The following is a 17,068-nucleotide window of genomic DNA, read 5'->3' as shown; positions in this document are numbered from 1 at the left end:
CGGTTTGCTCAGAAATACAGAGGGGCCGCGGTCGGGGACGACGCGGCTCTCGTCGACTTGAATCCGCAATCCGAATTCCGAAATCCGCAATCCCCCATGCCTGCCGCTTCGACCGCCGCCTTATTCGATCCCGCTGCCAGCGCCGGCCCCCACCCGACGCTGACGATCTACAACACGCTCTCGAAGAAGAAAGAGCCGTTTGAGACCGTCACCCAGGGGAAGGTCGGCATCTACCTGTGCGGGCCGACGGTCTACGGCAAGGCGCACATCGGCCACATGGTCGGGCCGGTGCTGTTCGACACGATCAAGCGTTACCTCACCTACTGCGGCTACGACGTCCACTGGGTGGTGAACATCACCGACGTCGATGACAAGCTCATCAAGGCCGCGGCCGAGCAAGGCATCACGATGGCCGAGGTCGCGGACCTCAACATCAAGGATTACGACGATAACTTGGCGGCGCTGGGCGTCACCGAGATCGACGACTTCCCCAAGGCCACCGAGTGCATGGGCGAAATCATCGACTTCATCGCGGGGCTCGTCGACGAGGGCTTCGCCTACGAGTCACAGGGCGACGTCTACTTCGACGTGGCGAAGGACTCTGGCTACGGCAAACTTTCCAATCGCACCGTCGAGGCGATGCAGGGCGATGGCGGCGGCGCGGCGGACCGCAAGCGCTCGGCCGCGGACTTCGCGCTCTGGAAGAACGCCAAGGCGGGCGAGCCGTCTTGGGACTCGCCGTGGGGTAAGGGACGTCCCGGTTGGCACATCGAGTGCTCGGCGATGAGCAAGAAGCTGCTGGGCGAGACCTTCGACATCCACGGCGGCGGCCTCGACCTCGTCTTTCCCCACCACGAAAACGAGATCGCCCAATCGGAGTGCCGCCATGGCAAGCCGATGGTGAAGTACTGGGCTCACAACGGCCTCCTGCGCAAAGACGCCGCGGCCGGCAAGATCGGCGGCCGCGCCGAACGCGACGCCAAAGAAGCCCCGGCCGACGACGCGGGCGGCAAGATGAGTCGCAGCAAGGGCGCTGGCGGCTTGGCCGATCTCATCGCGAAGCAAGGGGGCGAGCGGATCCGCTTCTTCCTGCTACGCACCCATTACCGCAGCACCGTCCTCTTTAGCGAAGAGGCGATCGAGGAAGCCGCCGTCGGGCTAGAGACCTTCTACCGGCTGTTCAAGCGCTTCGCCCGGATCACAAAGGCGGACTTCTACGGCCTCACCCCCCCCACGAGCCGCGGGGCGAGCTCGATCGCACTGGGCGACGACCCGACCCTCAACGCCGCCGAGGCGCACCGTGAAAAGTTCCTCACGGCGATGGACGACGACTTCAACACGGGCGGCGCGATCGCCGAGTTGTTCGAGCTGGCGCGGCTCACCAACAAGTACTGCGAAGACCGCAAGCTCGAAGAGTCGGCCGACCCGGCGGACGTGGCGACGCTCGAGCTCTTGATGACGACCATCAAGGAACTGGGCGGCATCCTCGGCATCTTCCGCCAGCCCCCGATGTCGGCAGCCGGCAGCGACGACCTGCTCGATAAATTGATGCCCGTCGTGATCGCCCTCCGCGCCGACGCCCGCGCCGCAAAGAACTTCGCCATCGCCGATGCGATTCGCGACGGCCTCAAGCCGGCCGGCGTGACGATCGAAGACCGCCCCAGCGGCGCCGAGTGGACCGGCGGCGGCGAGGGCGCCGTCGAGGCGGTAATGCAAATGCTGATCGGCTTGCGAGCCACCAGCCGCGCCGCGAAGGACTTCGCCACCGCCGACGCACTGCGTGATCAGCTGGCCGCAATCGGCGTGACGATCGAAGACCGCGCCGGCGGCGCCGAGTGGAGCGTTTCTAGTTAAGAAAGAGGTACCGCCGATAGACGCCGATGAACGCGGATGCGATTCGGTTGGCATAGCTGATACGGTTCGCTGAACCGAAAAGACATCGGCGTTTATCTGCGTTCATCGGCGGCTAGTCTTTCTTCTAAATCACGAAAAGGCGGCATGCGGATCCTCGGCATCGACCCCGGCCTGAACATCACCGGTTATGGCGTCATCGACGCCAGCCGTGACGGGGTGCGGCTGGTCGAGGCGGGCGTCGTCCGGGGGACGAAGGGGAAGTCGCTCGCCCACCGCGTCGGCGAGATCCACGCCGGCGTCGCCGAGGTGATCGCTTCGCTCTCACCCGAGATGGTCGCGATCGAGGAGCTCTACTCGCACTACGAACGGGTCAAGACGTCGATCCTGATGGGGCACGCCCGCGGCGTTATTGTCCTGGCTGCCAACCAGGCGGGGCTGCCGGTGACGCACTATGCGGCCACCCAAATCAAGCGGATCCTCACCGGCGCCGGCCGGGCGCCGAAGGCGCAGATGCAGCTGGCGATCCAACGCGAACTGGGCCTGGCGACGCCGCCCGAGCCGCCCGACGTGGCCGACGCCCTGGCGATCGCGGTGACGCATTGGCATTTGAGCGGGAAGCGGTCAGCTGTCAGCGGTCAGCTCTCTTAGTGGCGTGAACGCTCTACGGCGCGGTAGCATGCTCTGGAATTAACGTCGGGAGCATCAAATCTTCAACGCTATTTTCTCACTGATTTCCTTCGTGAGCTGCGTTGTGGGAACGATCGGAGCCATCGCTTGGATTGTCGCCTTCGCCTACGGCTTCTCGAACCGGGATCTGTCCGCCCGCGCTTCGATCTGGGCCAATCGTTTAATGCCTGTCGGCTTGGCGGGCATTATGACATATAGCGCTTGGATCAAAGCGTGCCACGGCGAGACCGCTATGACGGTGATCCATGGTCTAATCGCCTGCAGCCTTTGGACCCAAGTCATCTTTTTTTGGAGCAAGTGGAACCCGACGGTAACTGAGCTCGGTAACAATGCGTGACTGCCGAAACACTTTTAGGGAGTGGTCACGATGGTCGGCTCTTTCCTTCGCGCCCTCCCCCGACTAACGTCTGGGGGCTCAAGAGCTGACCGCTGAATGCTGACCGCTGACCGCTCCACCATGATCACCAAAATCACCGGCCGTGTTGTCCATGCCGCTGGCGACGCCGCCACGCTGGCCGCCGGGCCCTTCGAGTACGAAGTGCTGATCCCCGAGTTTGCCCGTCGGCGGCTGTCGGGCGCTATCGGCGAGGAGGCGTCGCTCCACACGATTGAGTACCTCGAAGGTGACCCGACCCGCGGCAAGCTGACGCCGCGTCTGGTCGGCTTCACCGCCGCGGTTGAGCGGGAGTTCTTCGACATGTTCTGCAGCGTCGATGGCGTCGGCGTCCGCAAGGCGCTGCGGGCGATGGTGCGGCCCGTCGAGGAGCTCGCCGTCATGATTGAAGAGCAAGACGCCAAGGGGCTGGCGACCCTCCCCGGCATCGGCCCGGCGACCGCCGAGCGGATCATCGCCAAGCTGCGTCGCAAAGCAGCCAAGTTCGCGCTGCTGGTCGGCCGCAAGGAGAAACCGCTCGGCGACGTCACCAACGACCTCTTGAGCGAGGCGTTCGAGATTCTCCGGACCCTCGGCCACAGCGACGCCGACGCCCGCCGGCTGATCGACGGCGTCGTGACCGGCGGCAAGAAGAAGTTCAAAGACGTCGAGGCGCTGCTGCACGCCGTTTACGAGCAACGCAACGACTGACGGTTAGCCGGCGCCAGTTCTTATTCCTGTGGGAGGGGTCTCCGACCCCGATAGCGGCCTCCTAGCCGCTGTGGATAGCGGCGGGTAATCGGGGTCGGAGACCCCTCCCACAAACCACTCGGTAACCCTTGCCGAGAAGTTATCGGTGACGGAGTTTGGCGGGGGGCGGGTCGAGCGAATAGACTCAGGGCCCGGAACGCCGCTCTTCGCCCGATCGCGTAAGGCCCCTCGCCATGAAGCTGACTCGACTGCTGCCGCTCGCCCTGTTGGTCGCCGGGGGGCCTGCCTTCGGACGGACCTGGACCAACGACGAGGGCCAGACCCTCGAAGCCGACTTTGTCCGGCTGCGGGGGCCAACTGTCTACCTGCGTGGCGAGGACAAGAAGCTCGTCCCGGCGCCCCTGAACCGCCTCAGCGAGGCGGACCAGCAGTGGGTCGAGCGCTACAAAGAGCTGAGCGGGCCACGGGAGTGGGCGACCGGCGGCGAGCCGGTGCGCGGCCGCTTCGAACTCGTGCGGGAAGACGGAGTCAGCGTCAGCGGCGCCGGTGACCCCGTCGTCGTCCCGTTTGCCAAGCTCTCGCCGGCCGACTGGCAGCACGTCGAGGCGTACCACACCCACTTGGAGCGCGACCTACCCGATGGGTTCGCCGCGAAACGCCGCGAAGCGAAAGCCGCCGAACCGCCAGAGAACGCCCCCGAGCGTGAGTGGACCGACGCCCGGGGCCGGAAGATCACCGCTCTGTATGGCGGGGCGAAGGGGAAGGCGGCCCTGCTTTGGATCCAAGGCAAGCGGTACGAGTACCCGCTGGCGAAGCTCAGCCCTGACGACCGCCGCTGGGTCGCCCAACAATGCCTACAGCAGCTGATGGCCGACCTGCGCGGCGGGGTCTCGGCGGCGACGTCGATCGGAACGACCGTCGCGGCGCGGCCGCCCGGTCTTGAAGCGGGTGTTCCCCCCGGCGAGTCGGAAGGCGAGTTCCGCGGCGAGCCCGGCGGTGGTGAGTACGGCGCCGCACCAATCGAGTGAGGTCCCGCAACATCTCCCCTTCCGAGCGATCCGCTCTGCCTTGATTCCCCGCATTGATTCTCCGCACCGCCGTCGCATGAAAGGGCTCTTGCTGACGGGACTCCGTTGGACGGCGGTTGGTTACCTCTCGATTGTGCTGCTGATGTCGTTTCTTGAAAGGTGGTTGGTCTATCCGGCCCCGCCACCGGCTGCGGGCGAGTGGTCCCCCGAGGGGGGCGACTTCGAAGAGGCTTGGATCGACGTGCCGCCGCTCAAAGGCGCTGCGGCGACGCGCGTCCACGGCTGGTTCTTCCCTCACGAAGAAGCGTCGCACGCCCTGCTCTACTGCCACGGAAACGGCGTCGACGTCTCTTCCCTGCCGTCACTGGCCCGGCTGCTGCGAGACCAACTCGACGCGGCGGTGCTGGTCTTCGACTACCGCGGCTATGGCAAGAGCGAGGGCAAGCCCTTCGAGGCGGGCGTCATCGCCGACGGCATGGCGGCGCAGCGCTGGCTCGCCGAACGCACCGGCCGCACGCCCGCCCAGACGCTGGTCGTCGGCCGGTCGATCGGCGGCGGGGTCGCCACGGCGATCGTCGCCGAGCAGGGCGCCGCAGCACTCGTCGTACAGAGCGGCTTCACGACGCTACCGGCAGCCGCGGCGATCCATTACCCCTGGCTGCCGGTGCGACTGGTGATGCAGAACCGCTACGACTCGCTAGGCCGGATCGCCCGCTACGACGGGCCGGTGCTGATCAGTCATGGCACGGCCGATGAGGTGGTCCCCTTCGAGCAAGGCCAGCGGCTGTTTGAGACCGCGCCCGGATTCAAACGATTCATCGAGCTGCCAGACCTCTCGCACCGGCAGCCGCAGCCGCCGTCCTACTACGACGACCTGCGGGCGTTCCTCGCTGATCTGCCGGCTCGGTAGTTCCGTAGGCCAATCGGGCGGTATCGTTCTAGCGTTTCCTGGGCGGCTCAGACCGGGCGAAAACGTGCCGGCGTTTTCCCCGATCGTGACCGATTCGGTCCCGCTTCTCCACGTGGGAAAGCGACTCGACCACTTCGCGCTGGTACGATGAACCCCTCGGGAGTTCCGGAACGCTCCCGCCCTCCCAGGCTGCTCGAATGAGGCGGATACCTTGTTGCGAAAGATCTCTTTGCCTCCTCTGGGCTCTCTTATCCTGGCGTGTTGGCTCGCCGGAATGGCTTCGGCGCAAGCGTTTGATCGCGCCCAACTCGTCGCCTGGGGCATTGAGACGCAGGACGAGATCAAAGCGTCGCTCGGCCTGCCGCGGAGCCATCTCTACGCCGAGACGGCGAACCTTTCTGGGGGGCAGTCGGGGGGCGCCGGTGGGGCCGCTTTCGTTTGGCCTCTGAGCACCGAGTTCCGGGTGCTGAACGACCTGGCCCGCGTCGATCCCGACTACTACGCACCGCGGCTGCGAGCCTTCTCCAATCAGCTGGTCGATCAATACTGGTCGCCGCTGGGTGGCTACGATTGTTGCCGCGGCGTGGGCGACCGGTACTACGACGACAACGCCCACCTCGCTGTCGCGTTGATGGAAGCCCACCGTATCACCGGCGAGGCGATCTACCTCGACCGCGCCGCAGACGTCTACGACTTCCTCTTGGAAGGCGCCGTCCCCGGCCACCCCGGCGGCAGCTACTGGCGCGTCGGCGACAACAGCTTCATCGACTCCGCCGCGGTGCTGCAGGGCGCTCGCGCCGGCTTCATGCTCTACGAGGAGACCGGCGACGTCGCCTATCGGGAAGACGCCGAGCAGCGGCTCGCCTGGGCGGAGAACACCACGCAACTATCCGAGGGGACCTTCTACGAGAAACTCTTCCTCACCGGCCCGAAGGCGGGAACGGTAGGCGACTACCCGTTGGTGAACTTCGCCGGCTTCGGCATCTCGGCGAACCTCGCCGCCTACGACGCCACGGGCGATCTGTCGCGGCTTACCGAAGCCCAGCGCATCGCCAACGCTTCGGTCAACCGCTACTTCAGTGGCGCCAATGGCTCGCTCAACGACGAGGGCTACTGGGCGTTCGAGCTCGCCGACGCGCTGGTTGATCTTTACGAGCACGACGACAACTCCCGCTGGATCGACGCCGTCGGCGACGCGATGGAATGGCTCCACGCCAACAAGCAGGACCCCAACGGGCGTTATGGCAAGTTCTGGGGACGTGAGGGCGCCCAGGTCGGCGCCTTGAGCGAGTGGCATCTCAACGACATGGCTTCGGTCGCCCGGGCCTTCTTGCACACCGGCCTCAGTTCGCCACTCAGCCTGGCGGGCGACTTCAATGACGATGGCGTCGTCGATGCCGCCGATTACACGGTCTGGCGAGACAACGTCCGCGTCAACGTGGTGCTGCCGAACGACCGCGGCGCCGGCTTGCCAATCAACAGCCGCCATCGCAACCTGTGGCAGCAAAATTACGGCGCGACCCTCGGTGGGCCCGCTCAGACGGTCCCCGAGCCCTCGGCGGCTACGCTCGCCATGGCGACCTGGGCGATCGCCGTCGCCTCCCGACACCGGCTGGCTTGGCCGGCCCCCCGGGGCTAGCCCCCTTCCGCCGACCCGCACCAGGGCACGCTGGCGCCCGCGGCGCTCGGGCGGCCGAGAGCCTCCCCGTCTGCCCTCCGCCCGCCGGCGTCTCTCTGTTAGGCTGTTCACCTCTAGGACACGCACCACGGAGGGCGCTCGATGGCCCGCGAAACGATCCTTACCGCGGCCGATTCCGCCGGGGCCGCTAACCGCGCCGAGACGACGCGGCTCGCCAACGACCACGCCGCCCCCAGCGGCAAGCCAATGACCGACCTGCCCGGCAACTTTGCTGACGACGTCGCCCTGCGGCCCAAGTACCTGCGCGACATCATCGGCCAACGCGACGTCTGTGAGCGGATCGGCATCGCCGTCGAGGCGGCCGCCAAACGACGCGAACCGCTCGGCCACGTCCTGCTCGACGGCCCGCCGGGCTTGGGCAAGACGACGTTCGCCACCTGCATCCCCCGGGAGCTCGACGTCAGCCTGCAGATCGCCAGCGGCGCGGCGCTCGCCGCCCCCAAAGACCTGCTGCCGTACCTGACGAACGCCGAGGAAGGGTCGGTCCTCTTCATCGACGAGATCCACCGGCTCCCCAAGGCGGTCGAGGAGTTCATGTACCCGGCGATGGAAGATTTCCGGGTCGACATCACCCTCGGCGAAGGCGTCAACGCCCGGACCGTCAACATGAAGCTGCGGCCGATGACGATCATCGGCGCCACGACGCGCAGCGGCCTGCTGTCGGCGCCGTTGCGGGACCGCTTCCCTGTACGGGAACACCTCGACTTCTACTCGATCAGCGAGTTGACGCGCATCGTCACGATCAACGCCAAGAAGCTCGGCCTGCCGATCGTCGAAGCAGCGGCGGAAAAGATCGCCACCGCCAGCCGCGGGACGCCGCGCATCGCCAACAACCGCCTCCGCTGGGTCCGCGACTACGCCCAAAGCCGCGCCGACGGCGAGGGGACCCTGGTCGTCACCGATGACGCCCTGAGCATGCTCGGTGTCGATCAGAAGGGACTCGACCCGCAGGACCGCAAGTACCTGACGACGATCTTGCGCGTCTTCGGCGGCGGCCCGGCCGGCGTCGAGGCGATCGCCCACACGCTCAACCTGGCGGTCGACACGCTCACCGACGAGATCGAGCCCTTCCTCCTGCGTAGCGAGCTGGTGGTCCGCACCCCACGGGGCCGCAAGCTGACGGCCAAGGCGTACGAGCACCTCGGCCACTCGCCCCCGCCGGACGAGAGCGACGAAGCCCCTCCACGGCTGTTCTAGCCGATCCCTCGAGCCGTCGGCGCTAGCCGCGGGTGAATCGGGTACCCGGCGCCACCCGCGGCTAGCTCAAGTATAGGGGCGTCCAGACTCCTCCTCAGCATTCGGCGAGCCGGCCACGTCAGTGGTCGGTGGAGGGCCAATCGTGGTTCCCACCGACGACTGACATCGCCGGCTCGCCAACAGTCGCCCCCCGGAACTGCGGTTGGCGTCACGGCCCGATCGGGGCATGATTTGGCGGCTTGCTCGGACGCAACTGGGAGAGACTCGTTATGGCTTCACGGAAAACAACCGCTGGGATCGCGCTGTGCCTCTTTGCCGGCATCGTCACGACAGCGGCGGCGATCGACATCCCGGCGGTGAACCTGCCGGCGCAAACCCCGGACGCCGTCCGTGACCGAGTAGCGAGGTCGCTCGCCTTAGGTCGCGACACGCTCGGCAGGGCGCTGCACCCGTTCCGGGGTGAGTTCCATGGCCTGGGGGTCAATCCCACTGGTCCCAGCTATGCCGTTGACCTCTCGGGCGACGGGCGCGTGGTTATTGGTTACGACCGGGGCGGACCAACAAATAGCAATCGACCGTTCGTCTGGTCCCCCGCCACCGGCAAGGCGTTCTACAACATGCTGCCCAGCGGCGTGACTGGCAATGCGACGCCGACCAGTATCTCCGCCGACGGCGTCTATGTCGCGGGCGAAGTTGACATCAAATACGGCGATCCTGCTTTCCGCTGGTCTCTTGCAGGTCCGGAGAACTCCGTCTCCGTTGAATCAAAGGACATCTATCCAGCTGCCTTATCACGCAACGGCAGTGTCCTTGCTGGGACGTACCGTACTCCTTATGTGCCTTCCGATTACGGTCCCGATCCGTCCTTCTTGAGCGACCTGCACGATGAAGGCCACGTTACCTCACTCCCTCTCGCAAAGAAGCGGAACTGGGCTTTCCGCCACAACCGCACCGGAGGAATGGAGGAGCCAGGCGTGCTGCCAAGCGGTAGCCAAGGTTACTACGTTAACTCCACCGCGGTGGAGGTCACGAGCGATGGCGGGACGGTCCTTATCAATGGTTTCGACTCATCCGAAGACTACGGCAGTGAACCTTTCCTCTGGACTACCAATGGCGGCCTTCAAGGCCTCGGTAATTATGGCCTAGCTGATAGTAGCAAGCGCTATACCGTCGGCAACGCCATTTCAGCCGATGGATCAACGGTTGTAGGAGTCGATGGTTACGACGACGGGAGCGGCATCTTCGCACAACCGCTCGCAGTGCTGTGGCGTGAAGCAACTGGATGGATGCATCTGGGAAACCTCCAAACCACCGACGATCGATTCTCGATTCAAGCCGAAGCCACCGGTGTCTCGGGAGACGGAAACTCAGTTATCGGCTTCAGCCAAATTGTAAAGGGATTGTTCATAGACGATGTGCTCTACGGATTCGGGGCGGTGGGTGTCATCCCCTTCCTCTGGGACGAAGCCCGCGGCATGCGTGAGCTCGCCGATGTGCTACGGCTCGACTACGGGCTCGACCTCTCGGGCTGGCAGCTCAGCGACGCGACCGGCATCAGCGATGACGGCACGACGATCATCGGCAACGGGCGTAATCGCAACGGCCAAATCGAGGCGTGGCGGGCCGTGCTCGATCGCAACACGCCCGAGGGCGATATCGACTTCGATGGCGACGTCGACCAAGTCGATTACCAGCGGCTCGTCGGCAACCTTGGCGTCACGGCCGACGACGGCGCCGTGTTCTACGCCGATGGGGACCTCAACGCCGATGGCCGCATCGATCAAGCCGACGCCGACACACTGTTGGGGGTCTACCAGCATCGCTGGAAGGGGGACTTCAACGCCGACGGCCGCGTCGATGCCTCTGACTACACAATGTGGCGGGACCACCTCGGCCAGTTCACCGGCGGCCTCGCCGACGCCAACGGCGATGGCTGGGTCAACCACGCCGACCTGCTCGCTTGGCGGGCCAACTTCGGCCAAGTAATCGCGACGATCTCACTTCTCTCGGTCCCCGAGCCCACCACGCTCGTCGCCGCGCTGGCGATGGTTCTCCTCGCCGCAGCGAAGCAGCGCCGCTGAGCTGCGGTAGCGATTGCCTCTCACCCACTCCTTTTTTTGGGGGGCGTCACGGGTAATCGGCTTCAGCACCCTCGCCTAGCCTGTTTCCCCCTAAAGCGAGAGGAGAAACGGGCGACCTCGTCGCCATGGGGATGCCGACACAACCTAGCCCGCTTCAGACGCCTCGATCGCTTCAATCTGTTGCCGCACCTCCTCCGCTTCGGCCGTCACCAAGTCACTCTTGAGCCGATCGATCGTGCTGAGGCGGTGGGCCTCGGCAAGCAGAGCTATGTAGCGCTTCTCAAGTTTCGCCTTCTTTGCGGCGGGCGACGCGCTGAAGAAACCGAACATGGGCGGGGCCCTCGATAAGGAGCTCGATGTGAGGGAGTAGCGACTACCGTTATAGGCGAACGAGCGTCGATCGACGAACCGCCGTGTGGCCCCGATTAGCGCTTCCTGCTAGTAGACAAGACCGTGACATTCGACCGACTGTTCGGCCCTGGGGGTAGGAAAGCCCTCGCCTGTCAGTAAATCGCTCGCTCCGCAAGGATCCCCGGCATGTTCGATCAACCCCGCCTCGGATGGCTGCTGCCGCTCCTCATGGGCGCCAGCGCCGTCGCAGGGGGTCCGATTCCGGCGGTCGATCTGCCGGCCGTTGTGCCCGATTCGGTGCGTGACACCACGGCCCGGGCGCTGGCCGATTCCCGAGACCGACTGAGCTGGGCGACGCACCCCTTCCGTGGCGAGTTCCATGGCCTCGGGGCCATCGCCGGCGGGTCGAGCCAGGCGTACGACCTCTCGGCGAACGGCCGCGTCGTGGTCGGCGCCAACGTCGATAGCACGGGCGGTAGCCGGGGCTTCGTCTGGTCGCCGTGGACCGGCCGGACGGCCTACAACATGCTCCCCAACGGCGTGACCGGCGACACCGTGGCGACCACCATCTCCGCCGATGGCGTCTACGTCGCGGGGAACATCACTACGCCTGGATCAACATTCGCCGACAACCCGGCGTTCCGCTGGTCGCTGGCGGGGAGGGAATTGATCCCGGCGCCGGCTAACGGCAGTCGTACGGCGGCGGCGATTTCGGGCGACGGCCGGGTGGTGGTCGGCACGACGGAGATGACAATCCAGATCGTTGCCGTCAGCAACCAGTCCGATGTCACTACCAACGTCTCAGCAGACGATGTCGGCCCCACTCCATTGACGCCCCTCACCATCCTTCCGTTCTATCCGGTTGGCGGCTTCAATCAGGCATATCAATACACGAGAGCGAGTGGGGTCGAGGAACTCGACCTGCCCCTCGGAAATAGCTGGTCAGAATCGGTGGATGTCTCCTCAAGCGGTGACGTGGTCCTTGGCAATACATCGTCCAACGCCGTGTTCGTTTCACCCAATTTGATTCTGCAAAAGCAGCCTGTCCTGTGGCGTAACGGCGAGCCGGTTGGCCTCGGTATACGTCCTTGGCCGTCACTTCCTGCACCCGGCAATACGGCCACCGACGACGTTCACCTATCCCCGTATTTCCCGAATCCGCCAATCTTCCAACCGTTACGGACGACGACCGCCAACGCCCTCTCGGCCGATGGGCGGACGGTGGTGGGCGTTGAGACGACGAGCCCCTTTGTTCTTTACGCCGCGACCGACAGCTACTCACGGGACGTCTATTACCCACCGTCATTCTATTCAGAAAGCAAGACAGCCATCCTCTGGCGTGAAGAAACCGGCTGGATCGACCTCGGAGAGCTCAAAACCACAAGCTTCCGTTCCTTCATCGGCGCCGAGGCGATGGGGGTCTCGGGCGATGGAAGCACCGTGATCGGCGAGGCGACCGTGACCTGCGGCTTCAACGAGTTTTGCCCCTTCTCGACAATCGAGACTCCCTTCATCTGGGACGAAGCCCGCGGCATGCGTGAGCTCGCCGACGTGCTACGGCTCGACTACGGGCTCGACCTCTCCGGCTGGCAACTCGACGAGGCAACCGGCATCAGCGATGACGGCACGACGATCATCGGCAACGGGCGCAACTCCAACGGCCAAATCGAGGCGTGGCGCGCCGTGCTCGATCGCAACACGCCCGAGGGCGACATCGACTTCGATGGCGACGTCGATCAAGTCGATTACCAGCGGCTCGTCGGCAACCTCGGCGTCACGGCCGACGACGGCGCCGTGTTCTACGCCGATGGCGACCTCAACGCCGATGGCCGCATCGACCAAGCCGACGCCGACGCGCTGTTGGGGGTCTACCAGTACCGCTGGAAGGGGGACTTCAACGCCGATGGCCGCGTCGATATCGCCGACTACACGATGTGGCGGGACCACCTCGGCCAGTTCACCGGCGGTCTGGCCGACGCCAACGGCGACGGCTGGGTCAACCACGCCGACCTCGCCCTCTGGCAGGCCCACTACGGCGAGATCATCGCCTCGCTGATCCCGCATTCCGTCCCCGAGCCAACCACGCTCGTGGCTACGCTGGCGACGCTGCTCCTTGCCACAACGAAGCGGCGCCGCTGAGCAGACACCGACCATTCGCCGCTCCCGACCGGTGGGCGGCAGACCTCCCTGTGGGAGGGGTCTCGATGGTGGTTTCTTAGCCGAAGATGTCTCTCGCCGCTCGCCCTGGGGCGGCGTCGATGACTCAAGGTCTTCCGGCGTGCGGCGTCGCGACGGGTGGGGAGTTTCGGTTTTATGCTTCGCGCACCACGCCGGAGGGCGTTACTTTAGGTGGCCGGCGCCCAGCGCGTCCGTCTCGTCTAGTGGTTTTGACCCAGGGGTCCCACGATGCTCGCCCGCTTTGGTTGCTGCGTTCTCGCCTTCGCCACGTCGGCCGTCCTTGCCGAGGACCGTTCGTTCGACGGCACGGGTAACAACGTGAACGTCCCCCTGCGTGGGTCGGCCGGCACGGGGTTGATCCGTTTCGGGTACGGCGCGGAGTTTCTCAACTCCGGCGGGGCGATGATCACCGACGACCAACGCGCCAACGCCCGCGACATCAGCAATGCGGTCTTCTCGCAATCGTCGGACGTGAAGAGCCTACGCGGGCTCAGCGACTACGCCTGGGCGTGGGGGCAGTTCGTGACTCACGACATCGAGCTGATCAAGACCTCGGCCGGCCCCGAGGTGAACGGCGCCGCCCCCATCGCCGTCAATGACCCAACGGACCCGTTGGCGCCGGGCCCAATCCCATTCACCCGCGCCGACTCCCTCCCTAGCGGTGGTCGAGGCGGCGGGAGGACGCCGATCAATTACACGTCAAGCTACCTCGACGGTTCGGTTGTCTATGGCGCCGATGCGGCGCGGGCCGCGGCCCTGCGTGGCGCCGGCGGCAAGCTGCTGCTCGATGCGAACGGCCTGCTGCCGCGCAACAGCGCAGGCCTCGAAGTCGAGAACAACGGCCCGTTGCCATCGACCTCGATGTTTCTCGCCGGCGACATCCGGGCGAATGAGAATCCGCTGCTGACGTCGCTTCAGACCGTGTTCGCCCGGGAGCACAACCGCTTGGTGGACGCGATCGGCGTCCAGCAGCCGTCGCTCGACGACGAGGGACGCTACCAGTTGGCCCGCAAGCTCGTGGGAGCCGAGCTACAGGCGATCACCTATCGAGAGTTCCTGCCGTCGCTGATCGGCGGCGGTCGCAGCACGGAGGTCCTCGGCACGCATCTGTACACGGGAGTCGATGCTTCGGTCACCAACGCGTTCGCCAACGCCGCCTTCCGCTTGGGGCATAGCCAGGTCTCGAGCAACCTCGCCTTGATCGACGATACCGGCGCCGCATCGGCCCTCCCTCTCCGCAACGCGTTCCACAATCCGACGCTGATCGACGGCGACCCCACGCTGGTCGACGACCTGTTGCGCGGCGCCGCGAAACAGCGTTCGGAAGAAATCGATACGCTCGTCGTCGACGACCTACGGAACGCCCTGTTCGGCCCACCCGGTGCGGGCGGGCTCGACCTGGCGGCGATCAACATCCAACGCGGCCGCGACGCGGGGCTGCCCAACTACCGCACGCTTCGGGCGAACCACCAGGCGGGAGTCCTTCAGTCGTTTGCCGACATCACCTCCGACCCTCTGCTCGCCGCGACGCTGTCGGATTTGTACGAGGGGAACCTCGGCAACCTCGACGCTTGGGTCGGCGGGCTTGCTGAGGATCATGTCGCCGGCGCGAGCGTCGGGCCGCTTTTCTACGCCGTCATTGACAGCCAATTCGAACGCCTCCGCAAAGGGGACCGGCTGTTCTACAACGGCGCCGCCGCGGGACTGTATTTCGACGGCGTGCTCGATCCAATGATCGCCGAACTGGTGGACCTCGACGCGGTGACGCTCGCCGACATCATCGAAGCCAACACGGCCGTCACCGGGCTCCAAGAGAATCTTTTCTATGTCCCTGGGTTCACCGACTACGCCGAAGGCGACTTCAACGGCGACGGCCGCATCGACGCGGCCGACTACACCGTCCTCCGCGACGCCGGCATGGCGGGCGACGCGATGGCCCTCTTCAGAGAACATTACGGCTTCAACGTCGGCCAGTTTCCGAACTCCGGGAGTAGTGCTGGGCAACGAGCGATTCCCGAGCCAACCACGCTCGTGGCCGCGATGGCGGCCTTGCTCCTCGCCGCGGCGAAGCAGCGCCGCTGAGGCAGCGACTCCGCCTCTCCCTTTCGCTGGGAAGAGGCGACCTCCTCCCTGTCTCTCGGTGGGAGGGGTCTCCGACCCCGATTTCGGTCTCCAAGCCGGTAGAGTTGGTTGCGCGTTATCGGGGTCGGAGACCCCTCCTACAGGGCTGCCGCCCCTCCCACAACGGTTGTGGTGTCGGCGCGGGGTTTCTAACGAGGCGGCTCGGCGGGCGCCTCTGGCGGCGCTGGCTCTTCGCCCGTCACCAGCGACTCGCCCAGGAGCCTTAGCGTTTCGGCGTACTCGTCCGATTCCTCCTCGCCCGGGGCATGCACGTCTTGCACCATCAGGGCGAAGATCCCCTCGGCATTGGCGAACGTAAAGACGTTCTGCACCGTCTCGGTGGCGGGCGCCTTGCCTTGGGCCGGCTTTTGGTAGCGGAGCTGGGCGCCCTCGTAGCCGCGCTCGGCGCCGGTCAACTTGACCCGCTGTTGCTTGTCCGACACCCCCTCCCGCTCGATGAGGTTCTCGACCAACACATCGCGGAGCGACTTGGCGTCGAGCCCCGCGGCGTACTTCTGCAGCATTACGGCGGCCGACAGCCCCTGGAGGGTCCAGACCTGCACGTCGTCGCCGCCGGCGGTGTCACTCGCTTTGAGGCTCGACGGGTAACGGAACGCCACGCCGGCCGCCTCGAACGCGTTGTCGCTCTGCGGATCAATCCGCAGGGTCACCCGCTCGCCGCCGATCCGCACCGCGAACGCCTTGCCGAGCGGCACGTTATAGACGGCCTCGTCGATCGTTAGCCGCGCTTGTTGCGGCTCGGCCGACCGAGCAGCCGTCGCGACGAGCGCCAGCGCAAGCAGGCAACGAGCCGTAGGAATGCGACGCAATGACATGGTGAGCAAGCGGTGGGAGAGGGCAAAGACGACCGTGGCCTAACTGTAATCACTCAGCGCGGCGACTTCCGCCTCCTGGGCGGGCGTCTGTAAGGCCGACTCGGCGATTTCGGGAGACTCGATCGATGCGGACGCCGTCTGCGGGGCGTCTTCTCGGATGGCTTGGCCGGTATGGAGAAACTGGGCCCCCTGCCCTTTGGCCCGGGCGCTGTAGAGGGCCGAGTCGGCCCGCCCCAGAAAGGCGGCCGCGGTATCGCCGGGCGCCGACTGAGCCAGTCCACAACTGATCGTCATACCGGCGTCGCCGAGAAGCTTGCGGACGCGGCGGCCGAAGATGCAGGCGCCGTACAGCTTGGTGTGCGGCATAACGACCACCAACTCGTCGATCCCGTAGCGGGCCATCACGTCGGCGTCGCGTAACTGAGACCGCAAGAGCTCGGTCATCTGCAGCAAGCGGGCTTGCTGTTCCGACCGGTTCTCGGGAGTCGCTCCCTTCTCTTGGTGAACTCCGAGGATGGCGATCGAAAGCTGCCCGCCCGTCGCGGAATGGCCGGCCAACTCGATTCGGAGCATTTCGCTCAGCGCCCGGCTGTTGCCGAGGCCGGTCAGCGAATCGGTCCGGCCGCCGCTGAACCGCGCCAGGGCGCTCGACTGGCGACGGATCTGGTCGTAGGCCGAGGCGACGCGGGAGACCAGCCGCAGGGTCGGCTCCAGCACTCGGTCGGCTTCGTCGCGGAGGGCGATCCACGCCCCGTCGTCGGGCGTCTGCCCGGCGTTGCGGACGACGCGTTTGAAGCGCTCCACTTCGGAGCGATGGATGGCGAGATCATTACGCAACGCCACGGCAACCGCCTCGAGCTGGCGGGCGATCTCGGAGGCCCGCACCACCTCGTCACTGGCGTCGGCGGGCGTCTCGCTGCGGGTCCGCCGGCCGAACAGGTAGCCGATCAGCGCAACCGCGCCGAGGGCGACCGATTCGGGAAGGCCGAAGCCTCCGCCCCATACCGAGACGATGTTCATAGCGGGTGAGAAAGGGGTTCGG

13 protein-coding genes are annotated in these 17,068 nt (G+C 65.8%); 10 read left to right on the top strand and 3 right to left on the bottom strand.

What is annotated here, in order from left to right:
* Positions 1-96: 96 nt before the first annotated feature.
* From cysS to Pla108_RS02375, 8 genes are all read left to right on the top strand, one after another.
* The gene (gene cysS, locus Pla108_RS02410; RefSeq protein WP_146442445.1) at positions 97-1,854 is read left to right on the top strand and encodes a cysteine--tRNA ligase; all 1,758 of its coding nucleotides are present in this window, start codon (positions 97-99) and stop codon (positions 1,852-1,854) included.
* A 144-nt stretch (positions 1,855-1,998) separates the two neighbouring features.
* Positions 1,999-2,502 carry a crossover junction endodeoxyribonuclease RuvC gene (ruvC, locus tag Pla108_RS02405; RefSeq protein ID WP_146442442.1) on the top strand — a complete coding sequence of 168 codons (504 nt, stop codon included), beginning with the start codon at positions 1,999-2,001 and terminating at the stop codon, positions 2,500-2,502.
* A gap of 496 nt (positions 2,503-2,998) precedes the next feature.
* Complete coding sequence (gene ruvA / locus Pla108_RS02400; protein WP_146442439.1) at positions 2,999-3,625, top strand: Holliday junction branch migration protein RuvA; 627 nt, start codon at positions 2,999-3,001, stop codon at positions 3,623-3,625.
* Between the two features lie 233 nt (positions 3,626-3,858).
* Entirely contained in the window at positions 3,859-4,653 is a 795-nt protein-coding gene (locus Pla108_RS02395) for a hypothetical protein (RefSeq protein ID WP_146442436.1), read from the top strand.
* Positions 4,654-4,729: 76 nt separating this feature from the next.
* Positions 4,730-5,563: an alpha/beta hydrolase gene (locus Pla108_RS02390; RefSeq protein WP_146442433.1), complete on the top strand. Its 834-nt coding sequence runs from the start codon at positions 4,730-4,732 to the stop codon at positions 5,561-5,563.
* Between the two features lie 274 nt (positions 5,564-5,837).
* The gene (locus tag Pla108_RS02385) at positions 5,838-7,202 is read left to right on the top strand and encodes a glycoside hydrolase family 76 protein (protein ID WP_146442430.1); all 1,365 of its coding nucleotides are present in this window, start codon (positions 5,838-5,840) and stop codon (positions 7,200-7,202) included.
* A 141-nt stretch (positions 7,203-7,343) separates the two neighbouring features.
* On the top strand, positions 7,344-8,459 hold the full coding sequence (ruvB, locus tag Pla108_RS02380; RefSeq protein ID WP_146442426.1) for a Holliday junction branch migration DNA helicase RuvB: 1,116 nt from the start codon (positions 7,344-7,346) through the stop codon (positions 8,457-8,459).
* Positions 8,460-8,728: 269 nt separating this feature from the next.
* Positions 8,729-10,540 carry a dockerin type I domain-containing protein gene (locus Pla108_RS02375; RefSeq protein ID WP_146442422.1) on the top strand — a complete coding sequence of 604 codons (1,812 nt, stop codon included), beginning with the start codon at positions 8,729-8,731 and terminating at the stop codon, positions 10,538-10,540.
* A gap of 144 nt (positions 10,541-10,684) precedes the next feature.
* On the opposite strand, the gene Pla108_RS02370 is transcribed toward Pla108_RS02375, so the two are convergent.
* On the bottom strand, positions 10,685-10,870 hold the full coding sequence (locus Pla108_RS02370) for a Lacal_2735 family protein (RefSeq protein WP_146442419.1): 186 nt from the start codon (positions 10,868-10,870) through the stop codon (positions 10,685-10,687).
* Positions 10,871-11,077: 207 nt separating this feature from the next.
* Between Pla108_RS02370 and Pla108_RS02365 the strand changes: the two genes are divergently transcribed.
* Both Pla108_RS02365 and Pla108_RS02360 read left to right on the top strand, forming a co-directional pair.
* Positions 11,078-13,030: a dockerin type I domain-containing protein gene (locus tag Pla108_RS02365; protein ID WP_146442415.1), complete on the top strand. Its 1,953-nt coding sequence runs from the start codon at positions 11,078-11,080 to the stop codon at positions 13,028-13,030.
* Between the two features lie 267 nt (positions 13,031-13,297).
* Positions 13,298-15,151 carry a peroxidase family protein gene (locus tag Pla108_RS02360; RefSeq protein ID WP_146442413.1) on the top strand — a complete coding sequence of 618 codons (1,854 nt, stop codon included), beginning with the start codon at positions 13,298-13,300 and terminating at the stop codon, positions 15,149-15,151.
* A gap of 188 nt (positions 15,152-15,339) precedes the next feature.
* Here the strand turns inward: Pla108_RS02360 and Pla108_RS02355 are convergent, their stop codons facing one another.
* Positions 15,340-16,026 (bottom strand): hypothetical protein, encoded by a 687-nt coding sequence (locus tag Pla108_RS02355; protein ID WP_146442411.1) that lies wholly within the window; start codon positions 16,024-16,026, stop codon positions 15,340-15,342.
* A gap of 39 nt (positions 16,027-16,065) precedes the next feature.
* Positions 16,066-17,046 carry a GGDEF domain-containing protein gene (locus Pla108_RS02350; RefSeq protein ID WP_146442408.1) on the bottom strand — a complete coding sequence of 327 codons (981 nt, stop codon included), beginning with the start codon at positions 17,044-17,046 and terminating at the stop codon, positions 16,066-16,068.
* Positions 17,047-17,068: the final 22 nt, after the last annotated feature.

Source organism: Botrimarina colliarenosi (assembly GCF_007859955.1).
GTDB lineage: Bacteria > Planctomycetota > Planctomycetia > Pirellulales > Lacipirellulaceae > Botrimarina > Botrimarina colliarenosi.
This window is presented reverse-complemented; position numbering and strand designations above follow the sequence as displayed.

Bases quoted from the DNA above. Each gene is read 5' to 3' on its own strand.
- Pla108_RS02360 (WP_146442413.1), top strand. From the start codon at position 13,298: ATGCTCGCCCGCTTTGGTTGCTGCGTTCTCGCCTTCGCCACGTCGGCC.
- ruvA (WP_146442439.1), top strand. From the start codon at position 2,999: ATGATCACCAAAATCACCGGCCGTGTTGTCCATGCCGCTGGCGACGCC.
- Pla108_RS02390 (WP_146442433.1), top strand. From the start codon at position 4,730: ATGAAAGGGCTCTTGCTGACGGGACTCCGTTGGACGGCGGTTGGTTAC.
- ruvC (WP_146442442.1), top strand. From the start codon at position 1,999: ATGCGGATCCTCGGCATCGACCCCGGCCTGAACATCACCGGTTATGGC.
- Pla108_RS02375 (WP_146442422.1), top strand. From the start codon at position 8,729: ATGGCTTCACGGAAAACAACCGCTGGGATCGCGCTGTGCCTCTTTGCC.
- ruvB (WP_146442426.1), top strand. From the start codon at position 7,344: ATGGCCCGCGAAACGATCCTTACCGCGGCCGATTCCGCCGGGGCCGCT.
- Pla108_RS02365 (WP_146442415.1), top strand. From the start codon at position 11,078: ATGTTCGATCAACCCCGCCTCGGATGGCTGCTGCCGCTCCTCATGGGC.
- Pla108_RS02385 (WP_146442430.1), top strand. From the start codon at position 5,838: ATGGCTTCGGCGCAAGCGTTTGATCGCGCCCAACTCGTCGCCTGGGGC.
- Pla108_RS02350 (WP_146442408.1), bottom strand. From the start codon at position 17,046: ATGAACATCGTCTCGGTATGGGGCGGAGGCTTCGGCCTTCCCGAATCG.
- Pla108_RS02395 (WP_146442436.1), top strand. From the start codon at position 3,859: ATGAAGCTGACTCGACTGCTGCCGCTCGCCCTGTTGGTCGCCGGGGGG.
- cysS (WP_146442445.1), top strand. From the start codon at position 97: ATGCCTGCCGCTTCGACCGCCGCCTTATTCGATCCCGCTGCCAGCGCC.
- Pla108_RS02355 (WP_146442411.1), bottom strand. From the start codon at position 16,026: ATGTCATTGCGTCGCATTCCTACGGCTCGTTGCCTGCTTGCGCTGGCG.
- Pla108_RS02370 (WP_146442419.1), bottom strand. From the start codon at position 10,870: ATGTTCGGTTTCTTCAGCGCGTCGCCCGCCGCAAAGAAGGCGAAACTT.